At 62.7% G+C, this 16,309-nt stretch carries 14 protein-coding genes; 10 read left to right on the forward strand and 4 right to left on the reverse strand.

The genetic code is table 11. The features are described 5' to 3' along the window. Window positions 1-3 precede the first annotated feature (3 nt). Window positions 4-1,701, reverse strand: a complete 1,698-nt coding sequence (locus JQ621_RS17435; RefSeq protein ID WP_212235910.1) for a GspE/PulE family protein — start codon at window positions 1,699-1,701, stop codon at window positions 4-6. Window positions 1,702-2,064: 363 nt separating this feature from the next. Between JQ621_RS17435 and gspD the strand changes: the two genes are divergently transcribed. The 3 genes from gspD to gmd all read left to right on the forward strand — a co-directional run bounded on the left by gspD (window position 2,065) and on the right by gmd (window position 6,408). Continuing rightward, window positions 2,065-4,383 carry a type II secretion system secretin GspD gene (gene gspD, locus JQ621_RS17440; protein ID WP_212235911.1) on the forward strand — a complete coding sequence of 773 codons (2,319 nt, stop codon included), beginning with the start codon at window positions 2,065-2,067 and terminating at the stop codon, window positions 4,381-4,383. Between the two features lie 100 nt (window positions 4,384-4,483). Next, complete coding sequence (locus tag JQ621_RS17445; protein ID WP_409334231.1) at window positions 4,484-4,984, forward strand: tetratricopeptide repeat protein; 501 nt, start codon at window positions 4,484-4,486, stop codon at window positions 4,982-4,984. Between the two features lie 353 nt (window positions 4,985-5,337). Then, window positions 5,338-6,408, forward strand: a complete 1,071-nt coding sequence (gmd, locus tag JQ621_RS17450; protein WP_212235912.1) for a GDP-mannose 4,6-dehydratase — start codon at window positions 5,338-5,340, stop codon at window positions 6,406-6,408. Between the two features lie 90 nt (window positions 6,409-6,498). On the opposite strand, the gene JQ621_RS17455 is transcribed toward gmd, so the two are convergent. Continuing rightward, window positions 6,499-7,434, reverse strand: a complete 936-nt coding sequence (locus tag JQ621_RS17455) for a diacylglycerol kinase catalytic domain-containing protein (protein ID WP_212235913.1) — start codon at window positions 7,432-7,434, stop codon at window positions 6,499-6,501. Beyond that, window positions 7,418-8,461: an SPFH domain-containing protein gene (locus tag JQ621_RS17460; RefSeq protein ID WP_212235914.1), complete on the reverse strand. Its 1,044-nt coding sequence runs from the start codon at window positions 8,459-8,461 to the stop codon at window positions 7,418-7,420. Before JQ621_RS17460 ends, JQ621_RS17455 begins: the two co-directional genes overlap by 17 nt. Before the next feature lie 99 nt (window positions 8,462-8,560). Here JQ621_RS17460 and JQ621_RS17465 point away from each other — a divergent pair, with 99 nt between their 5' ends. The 7 genes from JQ621_RS17465 to JQ621_RS17495 all read left to right on the forward strand — a co-directional run bounded on the left by JQ621_RS17465 (window position 8,561) and on the right by JQ621_RS17495 (window position 15,495). After that, window positions 8,561-9,289, forward strand: a complete 729-nt coding sequence (locus tag JQ621_RS17465) for an NUDIX hydrolase (protein WP_212235915.1) — start codon at window positions 8,561-8,563, stop codon at window positions 9,287-9,289. Window positions 9,290-9,516: 227 nt separating this feature from the next. Further along, window positions 9,517-10,896 (forward strand): MFS transporter, encoded by a 1,380-nt coding sequence (locus tag JQ621_RS17470; RefSeq protein ID WP_212235916.1) that lies wholly within the window; start codon window positions 9,517-9,519, stop codon window positions 10,894-10,896. Between the two features lie 117 nt (window positions 10,897-11,013). Further along, window positions 11,014-11,841: a 3-oxoadipate:acetyl-CoA acetyltransferase gene (locus JQ621_RS17475; protein WP_212235917.1), complete on the forward strand. Its 828-nt coding sequence runs from the start codon at window positions 11,014-11,016 to the stop codon at window positions 11,839-11,841. Between the two features lie 144 nt (window positions 11,842-11,985). After that, window positions 11,986-13,194 (forward strand): MFS transporter, encoded by a 1,209-nt coding sequence (locus JQ621_RS17480; protein ID WP_212235918.1) that lies wholly within the window; start codon window positions 11,986-11,988, stop codon window positions 13,192-13,194. A 169-nt stretch (window positions 13,195-13,363) separates the two neighbouring features. Then, entirely contained in the window at window positions 13,364-14,593 is a 1,230-nt protein-coding gene (locus JQ621_RS17485; RefSeq protein ID WP_212235919.1) for a CaiB/BaiF CoA transferase family protein, read from the forward strand. 191 nt (window positions 14,594-14,784) lie between these two features. Next, entirely contained in the window at window positions 14,785-15,000 is a 216-nt protein-coding gene (locus tag JQ621_RS17490) for a hypothetical protein (protein ID WP_092228482.1), read from the forward strand. Window positions 15,001-15,102: 102 nt separating this feature from the next. Next, a complete protein-coding gene (locus JQ621_RS17495; protein WP_212235920.1) occupies window positions 15,103-15,495 on the forward strand; it encodes a RidA family protein in 393 nt (130 codons plus the stop codon). A gap of 4 nt (window positions 15,496-15,499) precedes the next feature. On the opposite strand, the gene JQ621_RS17500 is transcribed toward JQ621_RS17495, so the two are convergent. Next, window positions 15,500-16,162, reverse strand: a complete 663-nt coding sequence (locus JQ621_RS17500; RefSeq protein ID WP_212235921.1) for a TetR/AcrR family transcriptional regulator — start codon at window positions 16,160-16,162, stop codon at window positions 15,500-15,502. Window positions 16,163-16,309 lie beyond the last annotated feature (147 nt).

Consider the following 16,309-nt stretch of genomic DNA (forward strand, 5'->3'; position numbering starts at 1 on the left):
ACGTCACCGTATCGTTGTGACTCGGAGGATCTCCTCCGGAGAAGTCAGGCCTTGGCGGCATTTGGCAATACCGTCGTCAAGCATCGTCGTCATTCCGCCGGCAATCGCCATCTCGTCGATCAGTCGGCCATCGGCTTTCTCGCCGATGAGTTCGCGGAGCTCCTTCGTCAAGACCAGGACCTCAAACACGCCCAATCGGCCACGGTACCCCGTACCGCCGCATCTTTCGCAGCCCCGCGGCCCCCTGAACTCTTCGCCGGCCTTGAATCCGAGTGCTTCCAGCCGGGGATCGGCGTCGAGATCTGCCTCGGTCAACGTCTTCGGCACCTTGCAGCGGTCGCAGAGCTGGCGAACCAGCCTCTGCGCGATGACAGCCTGCAGAGTCGATCGCAGCAGATATCCTTCGACACCGAGATCGAGCAGACGGGGCACGGCGGCGGCCGCCGTTTCCGTGTGCAGCGTCGTCAATACAAGGTGTCCGGTCAGAGCGGCGTGGATGGCAACATGCGCGGTCTCGGAATCACGCACTTCGCCGAGCATGATGACGTCCGGGTCCTGACGCACGAACGAACGCAGCGCGGCAGCAAACGTCAACCCGATCGCCGGCTTGATTTGCGACTGGTTCACACCGGGAATTTCGTACTCGACCGGATCCTCGATCGTCAGGATTTTCCGGGTTGGCGTGTTCAAAATCGACAATACTGTCGCGAGCGTCGTGGTCTTGCCGCTTCCGGTCGGACCGGTAATGACGATCATGCCGTGAGGCAGGGTCAACATTCGCCGGAGCTTCGTCTCGTCTGCCGGCGAGAACCCCAGTTTTTCGACAACCAGCAGACCGCGGTCCTTCGGCAGGATGCGTATGACGGCGGATTCGCCATGCTGCGTCGGCATGATCGCAACACGAATATCGACCTCCGAGCGTCCGGCCCGCAGCCGAGCAGAGCCGTCCTGCGGCAAGCGCCGCTCGGCGATATTAAGACTAGCGATGATCTTGATGCGCGAGATCACGGCCTGCGGTAACACGCCTGACGGCGCCGCGACGGGTCGCAGCAGGCCGTCGATGCGCATGCGAACCACAAGCCCGGCATGAATAGGCTCGATATGGATGTCGCTTGCGCGCAGCTCGACCGCTTTCTCCAGCAGGTCGTTGACCGCGCGCACCACGGGCGCACCGCTCGCCAGATCGCGCAGACTTTCGATATCGTCTTCGCGCGGCCGGAAAGCTTCCTCGCCTTCGCCCTGGATCTGGCTGTCGTTACTGCCGAGACGCTGATCGAGGGCGACTGCGATGTCTTCGAATGACGCAACCCTGACCGCGATGTCGGCTCCGAGAACGATCTGGGCAGCACGCATGGCGGCCGTTTCAGCGGGGTCCGCTACCGCTAGCAATGCTTTGCCCTCCGCGGACCGATAGGGAAACACCGTCATCTCGCGCAGGAAGCGCGGCGCGAATGGCTGAATCTCGGCAACAGCGGCTAGCATGTCCTGGAGTGCGACGCGCTCCAGGACATAAAAACGTGCGACTTCATCGGCGAACTCGCTCGACGAAAGATTCGTATGCTCCCAGAGCTTACCGGGGAGCTCGCCCCGCGAATGGTCGGAGGCCGACTGTTCCGCGAGTTCGGCGTTGCTCGCTGTCTTCGTCAGATAATTCTTCTGACGAAGATGCTCAACGAACCGCATAGAATCGTCGCTGGCCATCCATCTTTTCCAGTTTCGCCGATGCAGCGAGGCATCATCTCGGAATGTTTTTCGGACACGTCTCCTGCCCGTTCATTTCCGATCACCAGGCCGGCTTCAATCATGCCGATAGGCGCGCCCGCTGGTCACGGCATAGGCGCGCGTGTCGTGCAGTTGATCGCCCGACATCAATATCGATCCGAACTGTGACATCTGCGCGAAATCGCGGGAGGTTTGCCCATTCAAACGTGCTTGAGAGCCCAACTCGTCTTTGCCCCGGCAACTCGGCCAGCCAACAATTACTGTCACATTTAGCGGCTAATAGAAACGCTCCTAACATCGACACTCGTCCAATGTCGATCTCATAACCGGAATGGCGAAAATATGGTACGAGTCGGCCGAGTAAGCCGGTACCCGCGAATTGATCGCGCCTTGTCCGTCATTCTGCTGTGTTCCACAGGCCTTTTGACGTCCTGCAATTCAGCGACGATTGCGACGACCGACGCCAACGACATTGACGTGCTCAACAAGGTTCGCTCGCTGGATATTCTCCCGCGCGCCCCACAAGAGGTGGAGCCGGCACAGCGCAATGCCGGCCAGCGGGCCCGCGGAGCCGTTTATAACGGTACAGAGGTCGTCGAAGTCGCCGAAAACCGCGCGCAACCGGCCGCTACTGGCAGCGGCGGGGGCTTCGACCTCAACTTCGAAAACACGCCGGTCGCCGCGGTGGCGAAAGTCATTCTCGGGGACATCCTCAATACAGGTTACACGATTGATCCGAGGGTCCAAGGCACAGTCAGCCTCGTTTCCGTCAAACCGGTTCCGAAGTCTGACATCATCTATGTCCTTGAAAACGCCCTTCGGATCAGCGGAGTCGTGCTGGTCCGCGATACCGCAGGCTATCGGCTGACGCCGCTCGGTGACGTCGTCGGTTCGGGCCGCGTCGATGCCGTCGCGAGCAGCCCGGAACCTGGCTACGGCGTTTCCGTGGTGCCGTTGCAGTATGTTTCAGCGCAAACGTTGCTGAAGCTGATGGATAGTTTTGCGACAAAGGCGGGAGCGGTTCGCGCTGATGCGACACGAAATATCCTGCTGATCCAGGGCAGCGGTGCCGAGCGTCGCGCAGCGGTCGAGACCGCGCTGAGCTTCGATGTCGACTGGATGCGGGGTCAATCTGTCGGAATTTATCCGATCACCAACAGCGGCCCGGAGCCTATCATTGCCGAACTCGAAAAGATCATGGATTCCGGCGACAGCGGCCTGAGTCATGACGTGGTCAAGTTTCAGACCATCGCGCGCCTCAACGCCGTCATGGTCATCAGCAGGAAGCCTGCTTTGCTCAGCACGGCCGCAACCTGGATCAGGCGTCTCGACAATGCGGATACGGCGAGAACGAGTGTTCACGTCTATCACGTGAAATACGGCGAGGCCCGCCAGATCGCTCGCGTGCTGACCGAAATGTTTACGGGAAGCTCGTCTGCGTCGCTCGATACTGCGAGCAGCCAGCTCGCGCCTGGCTCGGGCGGAAGCACCTCCAGCGCAGCGGATCGACTGTCGCTGAACACCAACTCATCGTCGTCTTCAGCCGGCGGCTTGGGGGGCGCCCGGTCCGGAGGGCTCGGCAGTGGCGGTGCAACGAGCGGAACGACCGGCTTCGGCGGTGCGCAGTCGGGCTCCAACTCCCCCTTTGGCGGCGCGGACAGCACCGGCGGGAGCACGGGCGGCGGCGGCAGTGGGAAGGGAGTATTGCAGGGCGTCCGTATTACGGCCGACGTCGTCAACAACACCCTGCTCATCTATGCCGATCAGGCCAATTACCGGATCGTGGAGGCGACGCTGGAGCAGGTCGATCGGCCCCAGCTTCAGGTCGCTGTCGATGCAACGATCGCCGAGGTCACTCTCACCAATGAGCTCGCCTACGGCGTGCAGTTCTATCTGACCAGTCACAACATAGGCTTGAAGCCGGACCAGGGCTCTGCTCTTAACACCCAATCGACGGGCACGAGCGCGGCCAGCGCTGCCGGTGCGGTCGCAAACGCCTTCATCAATCGCGCTCTGCCGGGCTTCAACTTCCTGATCGGCGCGGAGGCGCAGCCAAATGCAATTCTGGACGCGCTGCATACCGTCACCAGCGTACGGGTTTTGTCGAACCCGTCGCTGGTCGTGGTCAACAATCAGGTTGCGACGCTTCAGGTCGGCGATTCCGTACCGGTATCGACCGGAAGCGCCACGGTGTTGACGACGGCGAATACGGTCGTGAATACGATCGACTACAGAAACACCGGCATCATCCTGAAGATTTCTCCCCGCATCAACGCCAACGGCAACGTCAGGCTCGATGTCGAACAGGAAATCAGCAATGTCTCGGCAGCAACCGCCGCCAGCCTGACGCCGACCGTTTCCGAGCGGAAGGTGAAGAGCGCGATTACCGTGGCTTCCGGCCAGACTGTATTGCTGGCGGGCCTGATCAGCGAGCAGCAAACCGGAACCCGCAACGGCATTCCCGTGCTTGATGATATTCCAGGATTCGGCGACGCGTTTTCCCATCAGGACAAGAAGAACACGCGGACCGAGTTGATCATCTTCATACGTCCCCAGATCATCCGCGACGGTACCGATGCACATTACGTTGCTGAGGAACTGCGGTCGAAATTGCGCGGAGACATAGGTGTGAGCGCGGTGACTGGCGCGCCCGTGCGCTAACGGAATGGGCTCGAAATTCACGGTGCGCGTCTTATCAAGACTCCCGATGCGAAGGTTCGGAATCAAGAGACCATTGGAGCGAAGAGCCGAGGTCAGGTCAGTGCGGCGGATTAAACCGATTTTGCTTCTCGTCATTTGCCTGTGGAGCGCGGGCACGGTACGGCCGGCGTCGGCTGACGGAGTGAGCCGCGCATCCGCCGCCTATGCCAGACGCGACTACCTTCGCGCCGTCAACGAATTAATCCCTTTGGCGCAACGGGGAGATGCCAGGGCACAGGCCCTGCTCGGCTTTATGTATGAAAACGGGTTCGGCGTCCCCCAGGCATACGATGCTGCCGCCGATTACTATCACCGAGCCGCCGTGCAGGGCGATCCGTTTGGACAGAGCCGGCTCGGGCTGAGCTATGACAAGGGGCACGGCGTGCCTCAAGACTTCGTCCTGTCCTACAAATGGCTCGACCTCGCTGCCGCCCATGCGGTCTCCCGGCGAGAACGGGACTTCTACCTCAGGCTTCGCGATGCCGTGGCCTCGAAAATGTCGTCCTCACAGATCGAGGCGGGACAGCGGCTCGCTCTGATCTGGATACCCGGTCGCTGGTGACCAAGAAATGGGCTGCTCCGCTCCGTAAAAGCGATTCCCGACAAATCTTGATGGTTGCTGAGGGATTCACAGGGTTGATCGTGAAGATGATTGCGCGCGCAGTGACCTCTGTGCCCACTCGATCAGGTATCAGAAGCAAAAATCTTGCGCATGGGGAGCTCTGAGCATTCCGGCCTTTGGGATGCATTGTGACCCCACGCAATTGTTGCGAAACGACGCTGGCGCACCGCAGCAAAACTGTTGCAATTGTGCTCTATCTAACATTGTAACGTTATCTCTCGATCAATAACGTTATTACACGCGACGCCCGCATGTGGCGCCGCGCTGCACTTTAGCCAGGAGCAATCCGTCGGATGAGTAAAGCTGTCGCACTAATTACCGGGATAACCGGACAGGATGGTGCGTATCTCGCGGACTACCTGCTTCGGCGCGGCTATACTGTTCACGGCGTCAAGCGGCGCTCGTCCTCGTTCAATACCGCGCGCGTCGATCATCTCTACCAGGATCCGCATCTCGGTAACGTGCCGTTCCTGATGCATTACGGCGACATGACGGATTCGACCAATCTGATCCGCCTGGTGCAGCAGATCAGGCCGACCGAGATCTATAATCTCGCCGCCCAAAGCCACGTCGCCGTCAGCTTCGAGAGCCCGGAATACACCGCCAATGCCGACGCCATCGGCGTGCTGCGCCTGCTGGAGGCGATCCGCATCCTCGGCATGGAGAAGGAGACGCGGTTCTACCAGGCCTCGACGTCGGAGCTCTATGGCCTGGTGCAGGAGATCCCGCAGAAGGAGACGACGCCGTTCTATCCGCGCTCGCCTTACGGCGTGGCAAAGCTCTACGGCTACTGGATCACGGTGAACTACCGCGAAGCCTACGGCATGTTCGCCAGCAACGGCATCCTGTTCAACCATGAGAGCCCGATCCGCGGCGAGACTTTCGTCACCCGCAAGATCACGCGCGGCGTGGCGCGGATCGAGGTCGGCCTGGAGCAGACGCTCTATCTCGGCAACCTCGAGGCCAAGCGCGACTGGGGCCATGCCAAGGACTACGTCGAGGGCATGCACATGATCCTGCAGGCCGACAAGCCCGACGATTTCGTGCTCGCCACCGGCGAGACGCGCTCGGTGCGCGAGATGGTCGAGCTGTCGTTCGCGCAAGTCGGCCGCCGCATCGAATGGCGCGGGCAAGGCGTGGACGAGACCGGCATCGATGCCGTCAGCGGCAAGGTTGTGGTGAAGATCGATCCGACCTATTTCCGCCCGACCGAGGTCGATCTGCTGATCGGCGATGCCAGCAAGGCGCAAAAGGTGCTGGGCTGGAAGCCGAAGCGGACCTTTGCCCAGCTCGTGGAAGAGATGATGGCGAGCGATCTGACGGAGGCCAAGCGGGATGTCGCAAATGGCAAGCGTTCCGTTTGAGCTGAAGGGCAAGAGCGTCTACGTCGCCTACCATCGCGGCATGGTCGGCAGCGCGCTTCTGCGGCGGCCGGTTCCAGCGCTATAGCTGAATTACACGATCAGCCGCCCACGCCGCTTGGCAATCCCGATCGTGACCTCCGCGCCGGCGTTGAAATCGAGGCGGTCGGCCTCGACGCCGTCGCTGAAGATCACGCCGTTCTCCGCCATCAGCGAGCGGATACGCAGCTGCTCCTCAGGTGAGAGCCGGCCGCAGACAAGATTGGTCTGCGAATGGCGGCTGGGAAAGGGCTCGCGCACGGCGAACCGCAGCTCGGCTGCATCCCAGGGCAGGGCGTCATACCCGGCCCGTGGGGATGGTTGGCCAAAGCTGCCGGCGATGGCGAGCGAGCCGGTGACGATGCTCCTGAACCACGCGGTCGAGCCGAGCCCGGTCGAGACCACGAGCCCGCTCGAGGATTGCCGCTCCGTCGTCCCGCCGGCCGCGATCTCGTAGATGGCGGAAACATGCGTCCGGGCGCCGATGAAGAGGTCGTTGACGGCGTAAAGCACCTGGCCGTCGCGGAGCCGCGCTTCTGCCATGGTCACGGCCTGGCTGTTGCGCTTCTCGGCGGCGACCTCCGGCAGCAGCTTTGCGAGGTCGTGCGGTGCGAAGGGCAGCAGGATGCCGTCATAGCGCGAGGGATCAGGGTTGAGCCCGATCAGCGGATGGTCGTCGAGATATTTCATCGTGTTGGCGACGACGCCGTCCTGACCGAGCGCGACCACGATGTCATCGGGCGCGAAGATGAAGTTGGGCAGGAAGCCGCGCTCGATCACCTGATAGCGCCCCCATTGCTCCAGCACCTGCAGCGTCGCGTGGCGCTGCTCGTGATAGACCTCGTGCTCGCGTTCATAGTCGGAGAAATCGGCGCCAAGATGCTCGACGTAGAAGCGGGCTTGCGCCGCGGTGAGGTAACGCGCGACCAGATCCTCCAACCTGGTCTTGCGCGTCACCAGCACAATCTTGCGGTCATTGGCGGCGGGCATTGGCTGCCTCCGGCTTCGGTTTCTCCAGCAGTTGGCTGAGCAGATCAGGCGAGACGTTGAGCTGGCCGATCTTCTCGGCCTTCTCGGCGATCCCGGAGAAGGCTTGCGCGATCAGCTGGCCCGGCTGCATGCCGGCGGCTGCGAGCGCCTGGATCACACGGGTGTCGACGCCCTCGAAGATCTTCATCAGCGCGCCGACGCGATAGGCCTCAGCATCGGCCAGCGTTCGGGTGTTCTCGGCGTTGAGGCCGACGAAATCCTTGCGCTTGCCTTCCAGCACGATGTCCGCGGCCATGCCGGCCTCGCGCAACTCGTTGCGCTTGGCGGCGACACTCGCCTCGGCGTCCATCTGGGTCTCGCGGATCGAGCGCTTCTTCTGCTCGACTGCGATCTCGGTGTCGAGCTCGCTCTCGCGAATGGCGCGCTCCTGCTCGACGGCGAAATTGCGCCGGGCGAAGATCGCTTCGTCCGCGTTCTTCAGGATCGCTTCGCGCGCCTGCGCCTCCAGCGCCTTCGCCGTATCAGGCGTCGGCTTGACGCCGCGGATCGACACCCCGAGGATTTCGAGGCCGAGCGCGTCAATGTCGGCGCGGCCCCGCAGGCCAGTCTCGATGATGTCCGCGATGCGGTCGGACGCCTGCAGCGCGTCCTTCAGCGTCATTTCCTTGATGGCCTGCTGCGCGAGAACCTCGACGGTGCCGAGGATGCGCTCCGGCAGCTTCTCCGGATCGTCGGTCTCATAGGTCTTGCCGTCGGGCTTCAGGGTGAAGTTGAGCATCGAGGCCGCCTTCTTCGGCTCGCTGACGCGATAGGTGACGTGACCCTGCACGGTCAGCGTCTGAAAGTCGCGTGCGATCTGCTGAAAGATGAAGGAGGCGTCACGGCTGCCGACGGGGACGGCGACGAGCGTGGTGACCGGCGCGTAATACAGCGCGGAGAGGCCGGTGCCCTCGGCGACGACTGCGCCGGCGCGGTACTTCATCAAATAGGTGGTGGGCTGGGCCTTGATAAATCGGATGCCGAACATGGCTTGCCTCCTGGGGCTATAAGTTGGGCTGAACAACTAAGTAAGTTGGACTGTACAACTAACTATGCTACTGTCAAGGCCGAACAAGGGAGGCTGTCGATGGCGGGCGGTGCGCGGGTCGAAGCGATTGAAAACTCAGGACATCTGGACTTTCCGCGGCCCCTGACCACGGTCGACGTCGTGATCTTTGCGATTCTCGACGACAGGCTTCAGGTGCTGCTGGTGCGGCGTCCGGCCGGCGAGGGCGAACCGTTTCCGCTCAGCCTGGCGCTGCCCGGCGGCTTCGTCGATGTCGCGAAGGACCGCGATCTCGCGGCCTGCGCCGCGCGCAAGCTTAAGGAGAAGACGGGTGTCGCGAGCCCTTATCTCGAGCAGCTCGGAAGCTGGGGAAGCGCTGTGCGCGATCCGCGCGGCTGGTCGGCGACCCACGCCTATTTCGCGCTGATCCCGGCGGACGCGGGCGTACTCACCGGCGATGCGCAATGGCATCCGATCGTCGGTGGCAGGCTCAAGGCCAAGCTCGCCTTCGATCACGGCGAGATCCTGGCAAGCGCAATCCAGCGCCTGCGCAACAAGGTGGAATACACCTCGCTGCCGGCCTTTCTGATGCCGGCCGAATTCACGCTGCCGGATCTGCAGCGCGTCTACGAGATCGTGCTCGATCGTCCGCTGGAAAAGAGCGCCTTCCGCACGAGGATCCTGTCGGCCGACATGATCGAGCCGGTGGCAAGGATGCGGCGCGGCCCGAACCGCCCGGCGCAGCTCTATCGCCTGAAGAAGAATAGCGAGCCTGTGTATTTCGTGAGGACGTTCAATCCGCCGGAGTGATGCAGCGTAGGAGCAGCGCTCCGGATGCGGATAACATCATGTTAGGTTTATCGCATAACTGGGTAATTGTGTTAGCCCGGCGAAAGCCTATTATCGCGTCAATCAAACACTTATCGGCAGTCACGAACGCTTGCGGAAAGCCCGCACGGCGCGCGGAGAGGGCTGCCCAATTTCTTCCACGAAGCCCGCCAAGGGACGCCAAAAAACCAGTTTGGAGGACGCCCAGGATGACCGGAATCCATCAGGTGAGCCAGTCGAGGAAGGCCGCAGCAAGCGGCTGGATCGGTTCGGCTCTCGAATATTATGACTTCTTCATCTACGCGACCGCGGCGTCGCTGATCTTCCCGCAGATCTTCTTCCCGTCGGACAACCCCACGGTTGCCATCGTCGCATCGCTGGCGACCTATGGCGTGGGCTATGTGGCCCGGCCGATCGGTGCCTTCGTGCTCGGACATTGGGGCGACACTCACGGCCGCAAGACCGTTCTCATCGTCTGCATGTTTTTGATGGGCATCTCGACCATGGCCGTGGGACTCCTGCCAACCTATCAGCAGGTCGGCATCCTCGCGCCGATCCTGCTGGTCGTCCTGCGCCTCATCCAGGGCTTTGCAGTTGCCGGTGAAATCTCCGGCGCAAGCTCGATGATCCTCGAGCACGCGCCGTTCGGACGCCGCGGCTTCTATGCAAGTTTCGCCCTGCAAGGCGTTCAGGCCGGACAAATTCTGGCGGCCGCCGTTTTCCTGCCGCTCGCGGCCTATATGCCGACCGAGGCCTTCAACAGCTGGGGCTGGCGCATTCCCTTCCTGCTCAGCTTCTTCGTCATCGTCGCCGGCTATATCATCCGCCGCGAAGTCGACGAAACGCCTGCTTTTGCCCGCGAGGGTGAGCGGGGCGAGACGCCGCGGGCGCCCATCGTCCAGGCAATCAAGCTGAGCTGGCGCGACATGCTCAGGGTCATCTGCATGGCGCTGATGAATGTCATTCCGGTCGTTGCGACCATCTTCGGTGCGGCCTATGCGGTGCAGCCGGCCTATGGAATCGGTTTTGCCAAGGACGTCTATCTCTGGATCCCGGTCCTTGGAAACATGCTGGCCGTCTTCGTCATTCCCTTCGTCGGCAATCTCTCCGACAAGGTTGGCCGCAAGCCGCCGATCATCGTCGGCGCGCTGCTCTCCGGCTTGCTCGCGTTTGGCTACCTCTATGCCATCAGCATCAAGAACGTGCCGCTCGCGATCCTGGTCTCGCTGTTGATGTGGGGAGTCGTCTATCAAGGCTACAACGCGATCTTCCCGAGCTTCTATCCGGAGCTGTTTCCGACCCGCACCCGCGTCTCGGCGATGGCGATCTCGCAGAACATCGGAACCACCATCACGGCGTTGCTTCCGGCACTGTTTGCGACCGTGGCGCCTCCCGGCTCACCCAACATTCCAGTAACGGTGGGGGCGATCGCCTTCGGCATCACAGTCATCGCGGCACTGGCGGCCGTCACTGCCAGGGAAACCTACCGGATCAGCATCGACGATCTCGGCAATCCCAAGGCCGTTCCGATGGCGCGGGCCGACTATGATCGACAGCGTGCAGGAGCCGCCGCCGCAGTTCGTACCTGATCGCAGGAGGCAATGCCGCTGCGATGAATGACGCTCGCAGCGGCAAGGTCTCGCGGTATAGATTGACTGTCGATTGACGTTTTGTGCGCGTGAGCGCGATCATCGTAAGGCCGCCAGATGAACCCCGTTGTAGTTGCCGTCGCCATCACCGGCTCCGTTCCGCGCAAGAAGGACAACCCGGCGGTGCCGATTCTGCCGTCCGAGCAGATCGAGTCGACGCACCAGGCCTTCGAGGCCGGTGCTACGCTTGCCCATATCCATGTCCGAAACGACGACGAGACGCCATCCTCCGACCCCGAGCGTTTTGCTCTGGTGCAGCAGGGGATCAAGACGCATTGCCCCGGGATGATCGTCCAGTTCTCGACCGGCGGCCGCGGCCGCGACCCTTCCGCGCGCGGATCGTCGCTCTATCTGAAGCCCGACATGGCCTCGCTCTCGACGGGGTCGGTGAACTTTCCGACCATCGTCTACGAGAACAGCGCCGCGCTGGTCGACATGCTCGCGACTGGCATGAAGACGAACGGCATCCGCCCGGAAATCGAGATCTTCGATCTGTCGCATCTGCACGGCGCCCGTCGCCTGATCGAGGCGGGCCTGATGGATGCGCGTCCGCATGTGCAATTCGTCATGGGCGTCAAGAACGCAATGCCCGCCGACGAGCATGTGCTCGACATCCTGCTGGCAGAACTCAAGCGGCTGATCCCCAAAGCCACATGGACCGCTGCCGGGATCGGACGCCATCAAGCCGAGGTCATGGGCTGGGCCCTGGCGCGCGGCGCCGATGCGGTTCGCACCGGGCTCGAGGACAATATCAGGGTCGACAAGACCCGCCTCGCCGCCAGCAATGCGGAGCTCGTAAGCATCGCCTGTGAAGCCGTTACACGTCATGGCCGACGCGTGGCAAACGCGGCCGAAGCGCGATCCCTGCTCGGGATCGCGGGATAGGGAGACGGTCCTGCGTCTGACATCCGCCCGACATGCTTCTGGCTGCCTTCTGCCATTCGGCAGTCGCCGTTCCCGCCTGCCGAGTCTGCGGGTAAACAGGGCTCACAGGCGTAATCGGCGCCTGCCGGGCAGGCGACGACTGGAATGCGGTTCTTGAAATCTGACAGCAGGCTCGTCGGAGTCCTGCTGGTGCTTGCGATCACCCAGCTCATTGGATGGGGCACGATCGGCCTTCCGGCCGTGGTCGGTCGCGACCTCGGGGCCGATCTCGGCATGAGCCTGCCGGCGGTGTTCGCGGGCAGCTCCGTTCTCTATGTCACCATGGGTCTGTGTGCGCCCTGGCTTGCCAAGGCCTTTGCGCGGCACGGCGCGCGCAAAGTCATGATGGTGGGCACCGTTGTCTCCGTGCCGGGCTACCTCGTCCTGTTTTTTGCGCGTGAGCCGGTGCTCTATTTCGTCGGCTGGGTCTTTCTCGGCATGGGCGGGAGCGCGACCTTGTCGACCGGCGCCTACATCATGCTGAACGAGGTGGCCGGGCGGGGCGCCAAGAATGCCATCGGTGGCCTGATGCTGGTGACAGGCCTCTCCAGCAGCATCTTCTGGCCGACCACGTCATGTCTCAGCGGCTGGCTAGGCTGGCGCGGGACCTGTCTCGTGTACGCGGCCATGCTGCTCGCCATCAACCTTCCGCTCTACGCATTCGTTGCGCCGCGCCGACAAGAAATTGCGGCTGACGATCGTGGCGAGGCGGTGAAGGCTGCGCCGTCCCCCGCAATTCCAAGAAGCACCTTCGGTCTCGTCGTCTGCGTCATCACGATGAATGCCTTCGTCAATTTCGGCATTGGCGCCATCCTGATCGAATTGTTGCGGGCGGAGGGGTTGGCGCCGTCGCAGGCGCTCGCATTCGGATCGATGCTGGGCATCATCCAGGTCAGCGCGCGCGGCCTTGACTTCCTCGGCGGCGGCCGATGGGACGGCATCACCACCGGGCTCGTGGCCGGCACGGCGCTTCCCATCGCCATGGTGCTGCTGATGCTGAGCGAAGGGGCGACCTGGGCGGTCGCGATCTTCATCCTGCTCTATGGTGCCGGCAGCGGCGCGATGGCGGTGGCGCGGGCGACGATCCCGCTGGTCTTCTACGACCAGGCCGAGTTCGCCAAGGCGATGTCGATGCTCGCACTGCCGCTCAACCTGGCGTCCGCGATCTCGCCGCCGCTGCTTGCCGGCCTGCTCACCCAGTTCGGCAGCCGCGGCGCGCTCGGGCTGACGCTGGTGTTTTCCTGCGCGACGGTGCTGATCCTGCTTCTGCTCGGCCGACGGCGTCCGGGCGCAGTGGCGGTTGGCGCGGCGTAACGGGTTATTCGCGAGGCGGAAATAGACTTTGGCTGTCGATCCTGCGGCCGCCGCGATATGGCCGTATGCCGCCACTGCAGTGCTCGAGGAGCGAAAATGGTGTATCCGCAGGGAGCGTGGTCCGCGATCTCGCAGCCCCGCCAAGATTCAGTTCCCGGAGGAAATCGACATGTCGGCCCTGCCGCTCTCAGGCATCAAGATCCTTGACCTCACGCGTGTGCTCGCAGGGCCATTGTCGGCCCAGATGCTGGGCGATCTCGGCGCGGAGGTGATCAAGATCGAGCGGCCAGGCACCGGCGACGACGCGCGCGCCTTCGGTCCACCTTACCTCACCGACCCCGAAGGCAAGGCGAACAACAACAATTCGTTCTATCTCTGCGCCAACCGCAACAAGAAGTCGGTCACCGTCAACATCGCAAAACCCGAGGGGCAGGGGATCATCCGCGAGCTTGCCAAGGACGCCGATGTCTTCATGGAGAACTACAAGGTCGGCGATCTCAAGCGCTACGGCCTCGACTACGACACGATCAAGGCGATCAACCCTGGCATCATCTATTGCTCGGTAACCGGCTTCGGCCAGACCGGCCCCTATGCGCCGCGTGCCGGCTATGACGCCATCCTGCAGGCGATGGGCGGCCTGATGAGCGTTACCGGCCATATGGACGGCGAGCCGGGCGAGGGCCCGATGAAGGTCGGTCCGTCGATCGTCGACTACATGACCGGCATGAACACCTCGATCGGAATCCTCTCGGCGCTTTACCATCGCGACGCCAATGGCGGGCAGGGCCAGCACATCGACGTCTGCCTGTTCGACACCGTCATCGCATCGCTGTCGCACTGGCTGCAGATCTATCTCGTCAACGGCAAGATGCCGCCGCGCCGCGGCACCTGGGGCAATGGCGGCATGCCGGCCGGCGTGTTCCGCTGCACCGACGGCGAGCTGATGCTGGTGGTCGGCAATGACGGCCAGTTCCGGAAGACCTGCGCGGTGCTCGGCGAGCCGGAGCTTGCAGCCGATCCGCGCTTCGTCAAGAACAATGACCGCGTGGTGCACGGCAAGGAGATCATGGCGATCTTCGCCGGCCTGTTCCTGAAGAAGCCGGTGGCCTATTGGCTGGAGAAGCTGGAGGAGGCCGGCGTGCCCTCGGGCCCGATCAACAATTTCGAGCAGGTGTTTGCCGATCCGCACGTGCAGTCGCGCGGCATGCGGGTGAAGGTCGACCATCCCTTCCAGCCTGATCTGTCGCTGATCCGCAATGCGCTCACCCTCTCGGAGACCCCGATCAAGGACTATCGTGCCCCGCCGCTGCTCGGCGAGCACACCCAGGAGATCCTCGGCGGCAAGCTTGGCTATGACGCCGACAAGATCGACGAGCTGAAGCAGCAGGGGATCATCTAGGGCTTTCTTTGCCTTTGCGGGCGGGTGAACGCGTCCGCCTACAAATTGGTGACGGAAGCGTGACGCCCGCGCGGCCTTACGCGAGGCTTGCGCGCAATCCCCAGATAAACCCGGTCCGTACTCGCACAGGCTTCCGCTGCGCCCGCGACTCAGATTCGATCTCTCTCACTGAGTTCGGGGGAGACAGGTGCATGTCCTACACGATCGGGTTCCAGGCGAAAAACCAGAAGTCGATTCTGGCGACCGAGGCGGCAACGGCCAACCAGGCTGTCGCGATCATTGCCGCACTGCGGCAAAGTGCCGAAGAGATCAAGTTCATCCGCTCGCCGCAGGAAGGCGACATGGGCATCGAAATGCTGCTCTTGCTCGCCAAGGAAGAGGCCGAGGAGATGCCGCAGCGGGCGTAAGCTCCCGCGCATGGCGACCGCACTTCGATTAGAAGCGAAACATGCCGGCTGCAGAATGATGTAGTCAGGCACCCGTCTCGCTTGAACCGAAGGTGGCCGCCCATGAAACGCGAAGCGCTCCGCGTCGAACCGATCTCGTCGTTTCTCGATCGCGTGAAGGCGCCGACCTCGCCCGTCACGCGCGCCGGCAACATGATCTTCGTCGCAGGCCTGCCGCCATTCGACCCCGATACGGGCGCGATCGGCGGAATGGGAATCGAGCGGCAGAGCGAGATCATCATGGAGCAGATGAAGCTGTGCCTGGAGACGTCGGGCGCGTCGCTCGACAACGTCATGAAGTGCAACGTCTACTGCACCTCGACGAAGCATTTCGCTGTCTTCAACGCGATCTATGCGCGCTACTTCCCGGTCGACCCGCCGGCGCGGATCTTCGTCGTGACGCCGGAATGGTTCGGCCCGTTCGACGTCGAGATCGACTGCATCGCGATGATGTGACGCGCTACCGCGCGGCGATGCGCGACGGTGCCTTCGCCTCCGTTCGCCCCGCCGTCAGCGCCATCGTCGCAACGCTGACGACGCGCTCGACGACGTCCTCGACGTCGTCGAGATCGCATTGGCCTTCCGACAGCTTTGTCAGGCGCTCGCTCTCGCGGATGGTGTGGTGCGCCATCGCAAGCGCGAAGTTGAGGCCCCAATAAATGTCGACGTCGTTGCGGTCGGGCAGGGACCTGCGCATCGCGCCTGCGAATTTCCGCAGATGGTCGATCTCGCGGTTCTTGATGCGGCGGATCGGCGGCACTGATTCGATCGAGGCGCGGATCATGAAGCGCGCCGCGGTGGAGCGCTGGTTCTCTGGACCCAAGCAGCCGCGCAGCGTCGGGCCGACCAGCGCGCGCAAGATCACCTCGATCGGCGCGCGGCCGCCGCCCTCTTCCTCCGCCGCCTTCAGCTCGCGCAGGCGCTCGCGATTGGTCGCGATCGAGCGGGTGACAAATAGTTCCGCGATCAGCTCGTCCTTCGAGCCGAAATGATAGTTCACCGCCGCGAGATTGACGTTTGCCTCCGCGACGATGTCGCGCAGCGTGACGTCGCCGAAGCCGCGATCGGCATAGAGCCGTTCGGCAGCGGCGAGAATGGCAGACCTCGTATGATCGCTGGGCATCGGTGCTCTCCCCGAGGGAGTTGCAATTCAAACAGTTGTATGAAACTATCGTTTGAAGGTCGGGAAAAGTCAATCCGCATGATGGAATTGCGTCGCTCGCCGAAGTGGCGCCGGTTCCACGCCCCGCGATCCGCCTGATGGCGCTTG

Source organism: Bradyrhizobium manausense, assembly GCF_018129685.1.
GTDB lineage: Bacteria > Pseudomonadota > Alphaproteobacteria > Rhizobiales > Xanthobacteraceae > Bradyrhizobium > Bradyrhizobium manausense_D.

Coding starts and splice junctions, on each gene's coding strand:
- JQ621_RS17435 (WP_212235910.1), bottom strand. CDS start 1,701: ATGGCCAGCGACGATTCTATGCGGTTCGTTGAGCATCTTCGTCAGAAG.
- gspD (WP_212235911.1), top strand. CDS start 2,065: ATGGTACGAGTCGGCCGAGTAAGCCGGTACCCGCGAATTGATCGCGCC.
- gmd (WP_212235912.1), top strand. CDS start 5,338: ATGAGTAAAGCTGTCGCACTAATTACCGGGATAACCGGACAGGATGGT.
- JQ621_RS17455 (WP_212235913.1), bottom strand. CDS start 7,434: ATGCCCGCCGCCAATGACCGCAAGATTGTGCTGGTGACGCGCAAGACC.
- JQ621_RS17460 (WP_212235914.1), bottom strand. CDS start 8,461: ATGTTCGGCATCCGATTTATCAAGGCCCAGCCCACCACCTATTTGATG.
- JQ621_RS17465 (WP_212235915.1), top strand. CDS start 8,561: ATGGCGGGCGGTGCGCGGGTCGAAGCGATTGAAAACTCAGGACATCTG.
- JQ621_RS17470 (WP_212235916.1), top strand. CDS start 9,517: ATGACCGGAATCCATCAGGTGAGCCAGTCGAGGAAGGCCGCAGCAAGC.
- JQ621_RS17475 (WP_212235917.1), top strand. CDS start 11,014: ATGAACCCCGTTGTAGTTGCCGTCGCCATCACCGGCTCCGTTCCGCGC.
- JQ621_RS17480 (WP_212235918.1), top strand. CDS start 11,986: ATGCGGTTCTTGAAATCTGACAGCAGGCTCGTCGGAGTCCTGCTGGTG.
- JQ621_RS17485 (WP_212235919.1), top strand. CDS start 13,364: ATGTCGGCCCTGCCGCTCTCAGGCATCAAGATCCTTGACCTCACGCGT.
- JQ621_RS17490 (WP_092228482.1), top strand. CDS start 14,785: ATGTCCTACACGATCGGGTTCCAGGCGAAAAACCAGAAGTCGATTCTG.
- JQ621_RS17495 (WP_212235920.1), top strand. CDS start 15,103: ATGAAACGCGAAGCGCTCCGCGTCGAACCGATCTCGTCGTTTCTCGAT.
- JQ621_RS17500 (WP_212235921.1), bottom strand. CDS start 16,162: ATGCCCAGCGATCATACGAGGTCTGCCATTCTCGCCGCTGCCGAACGG.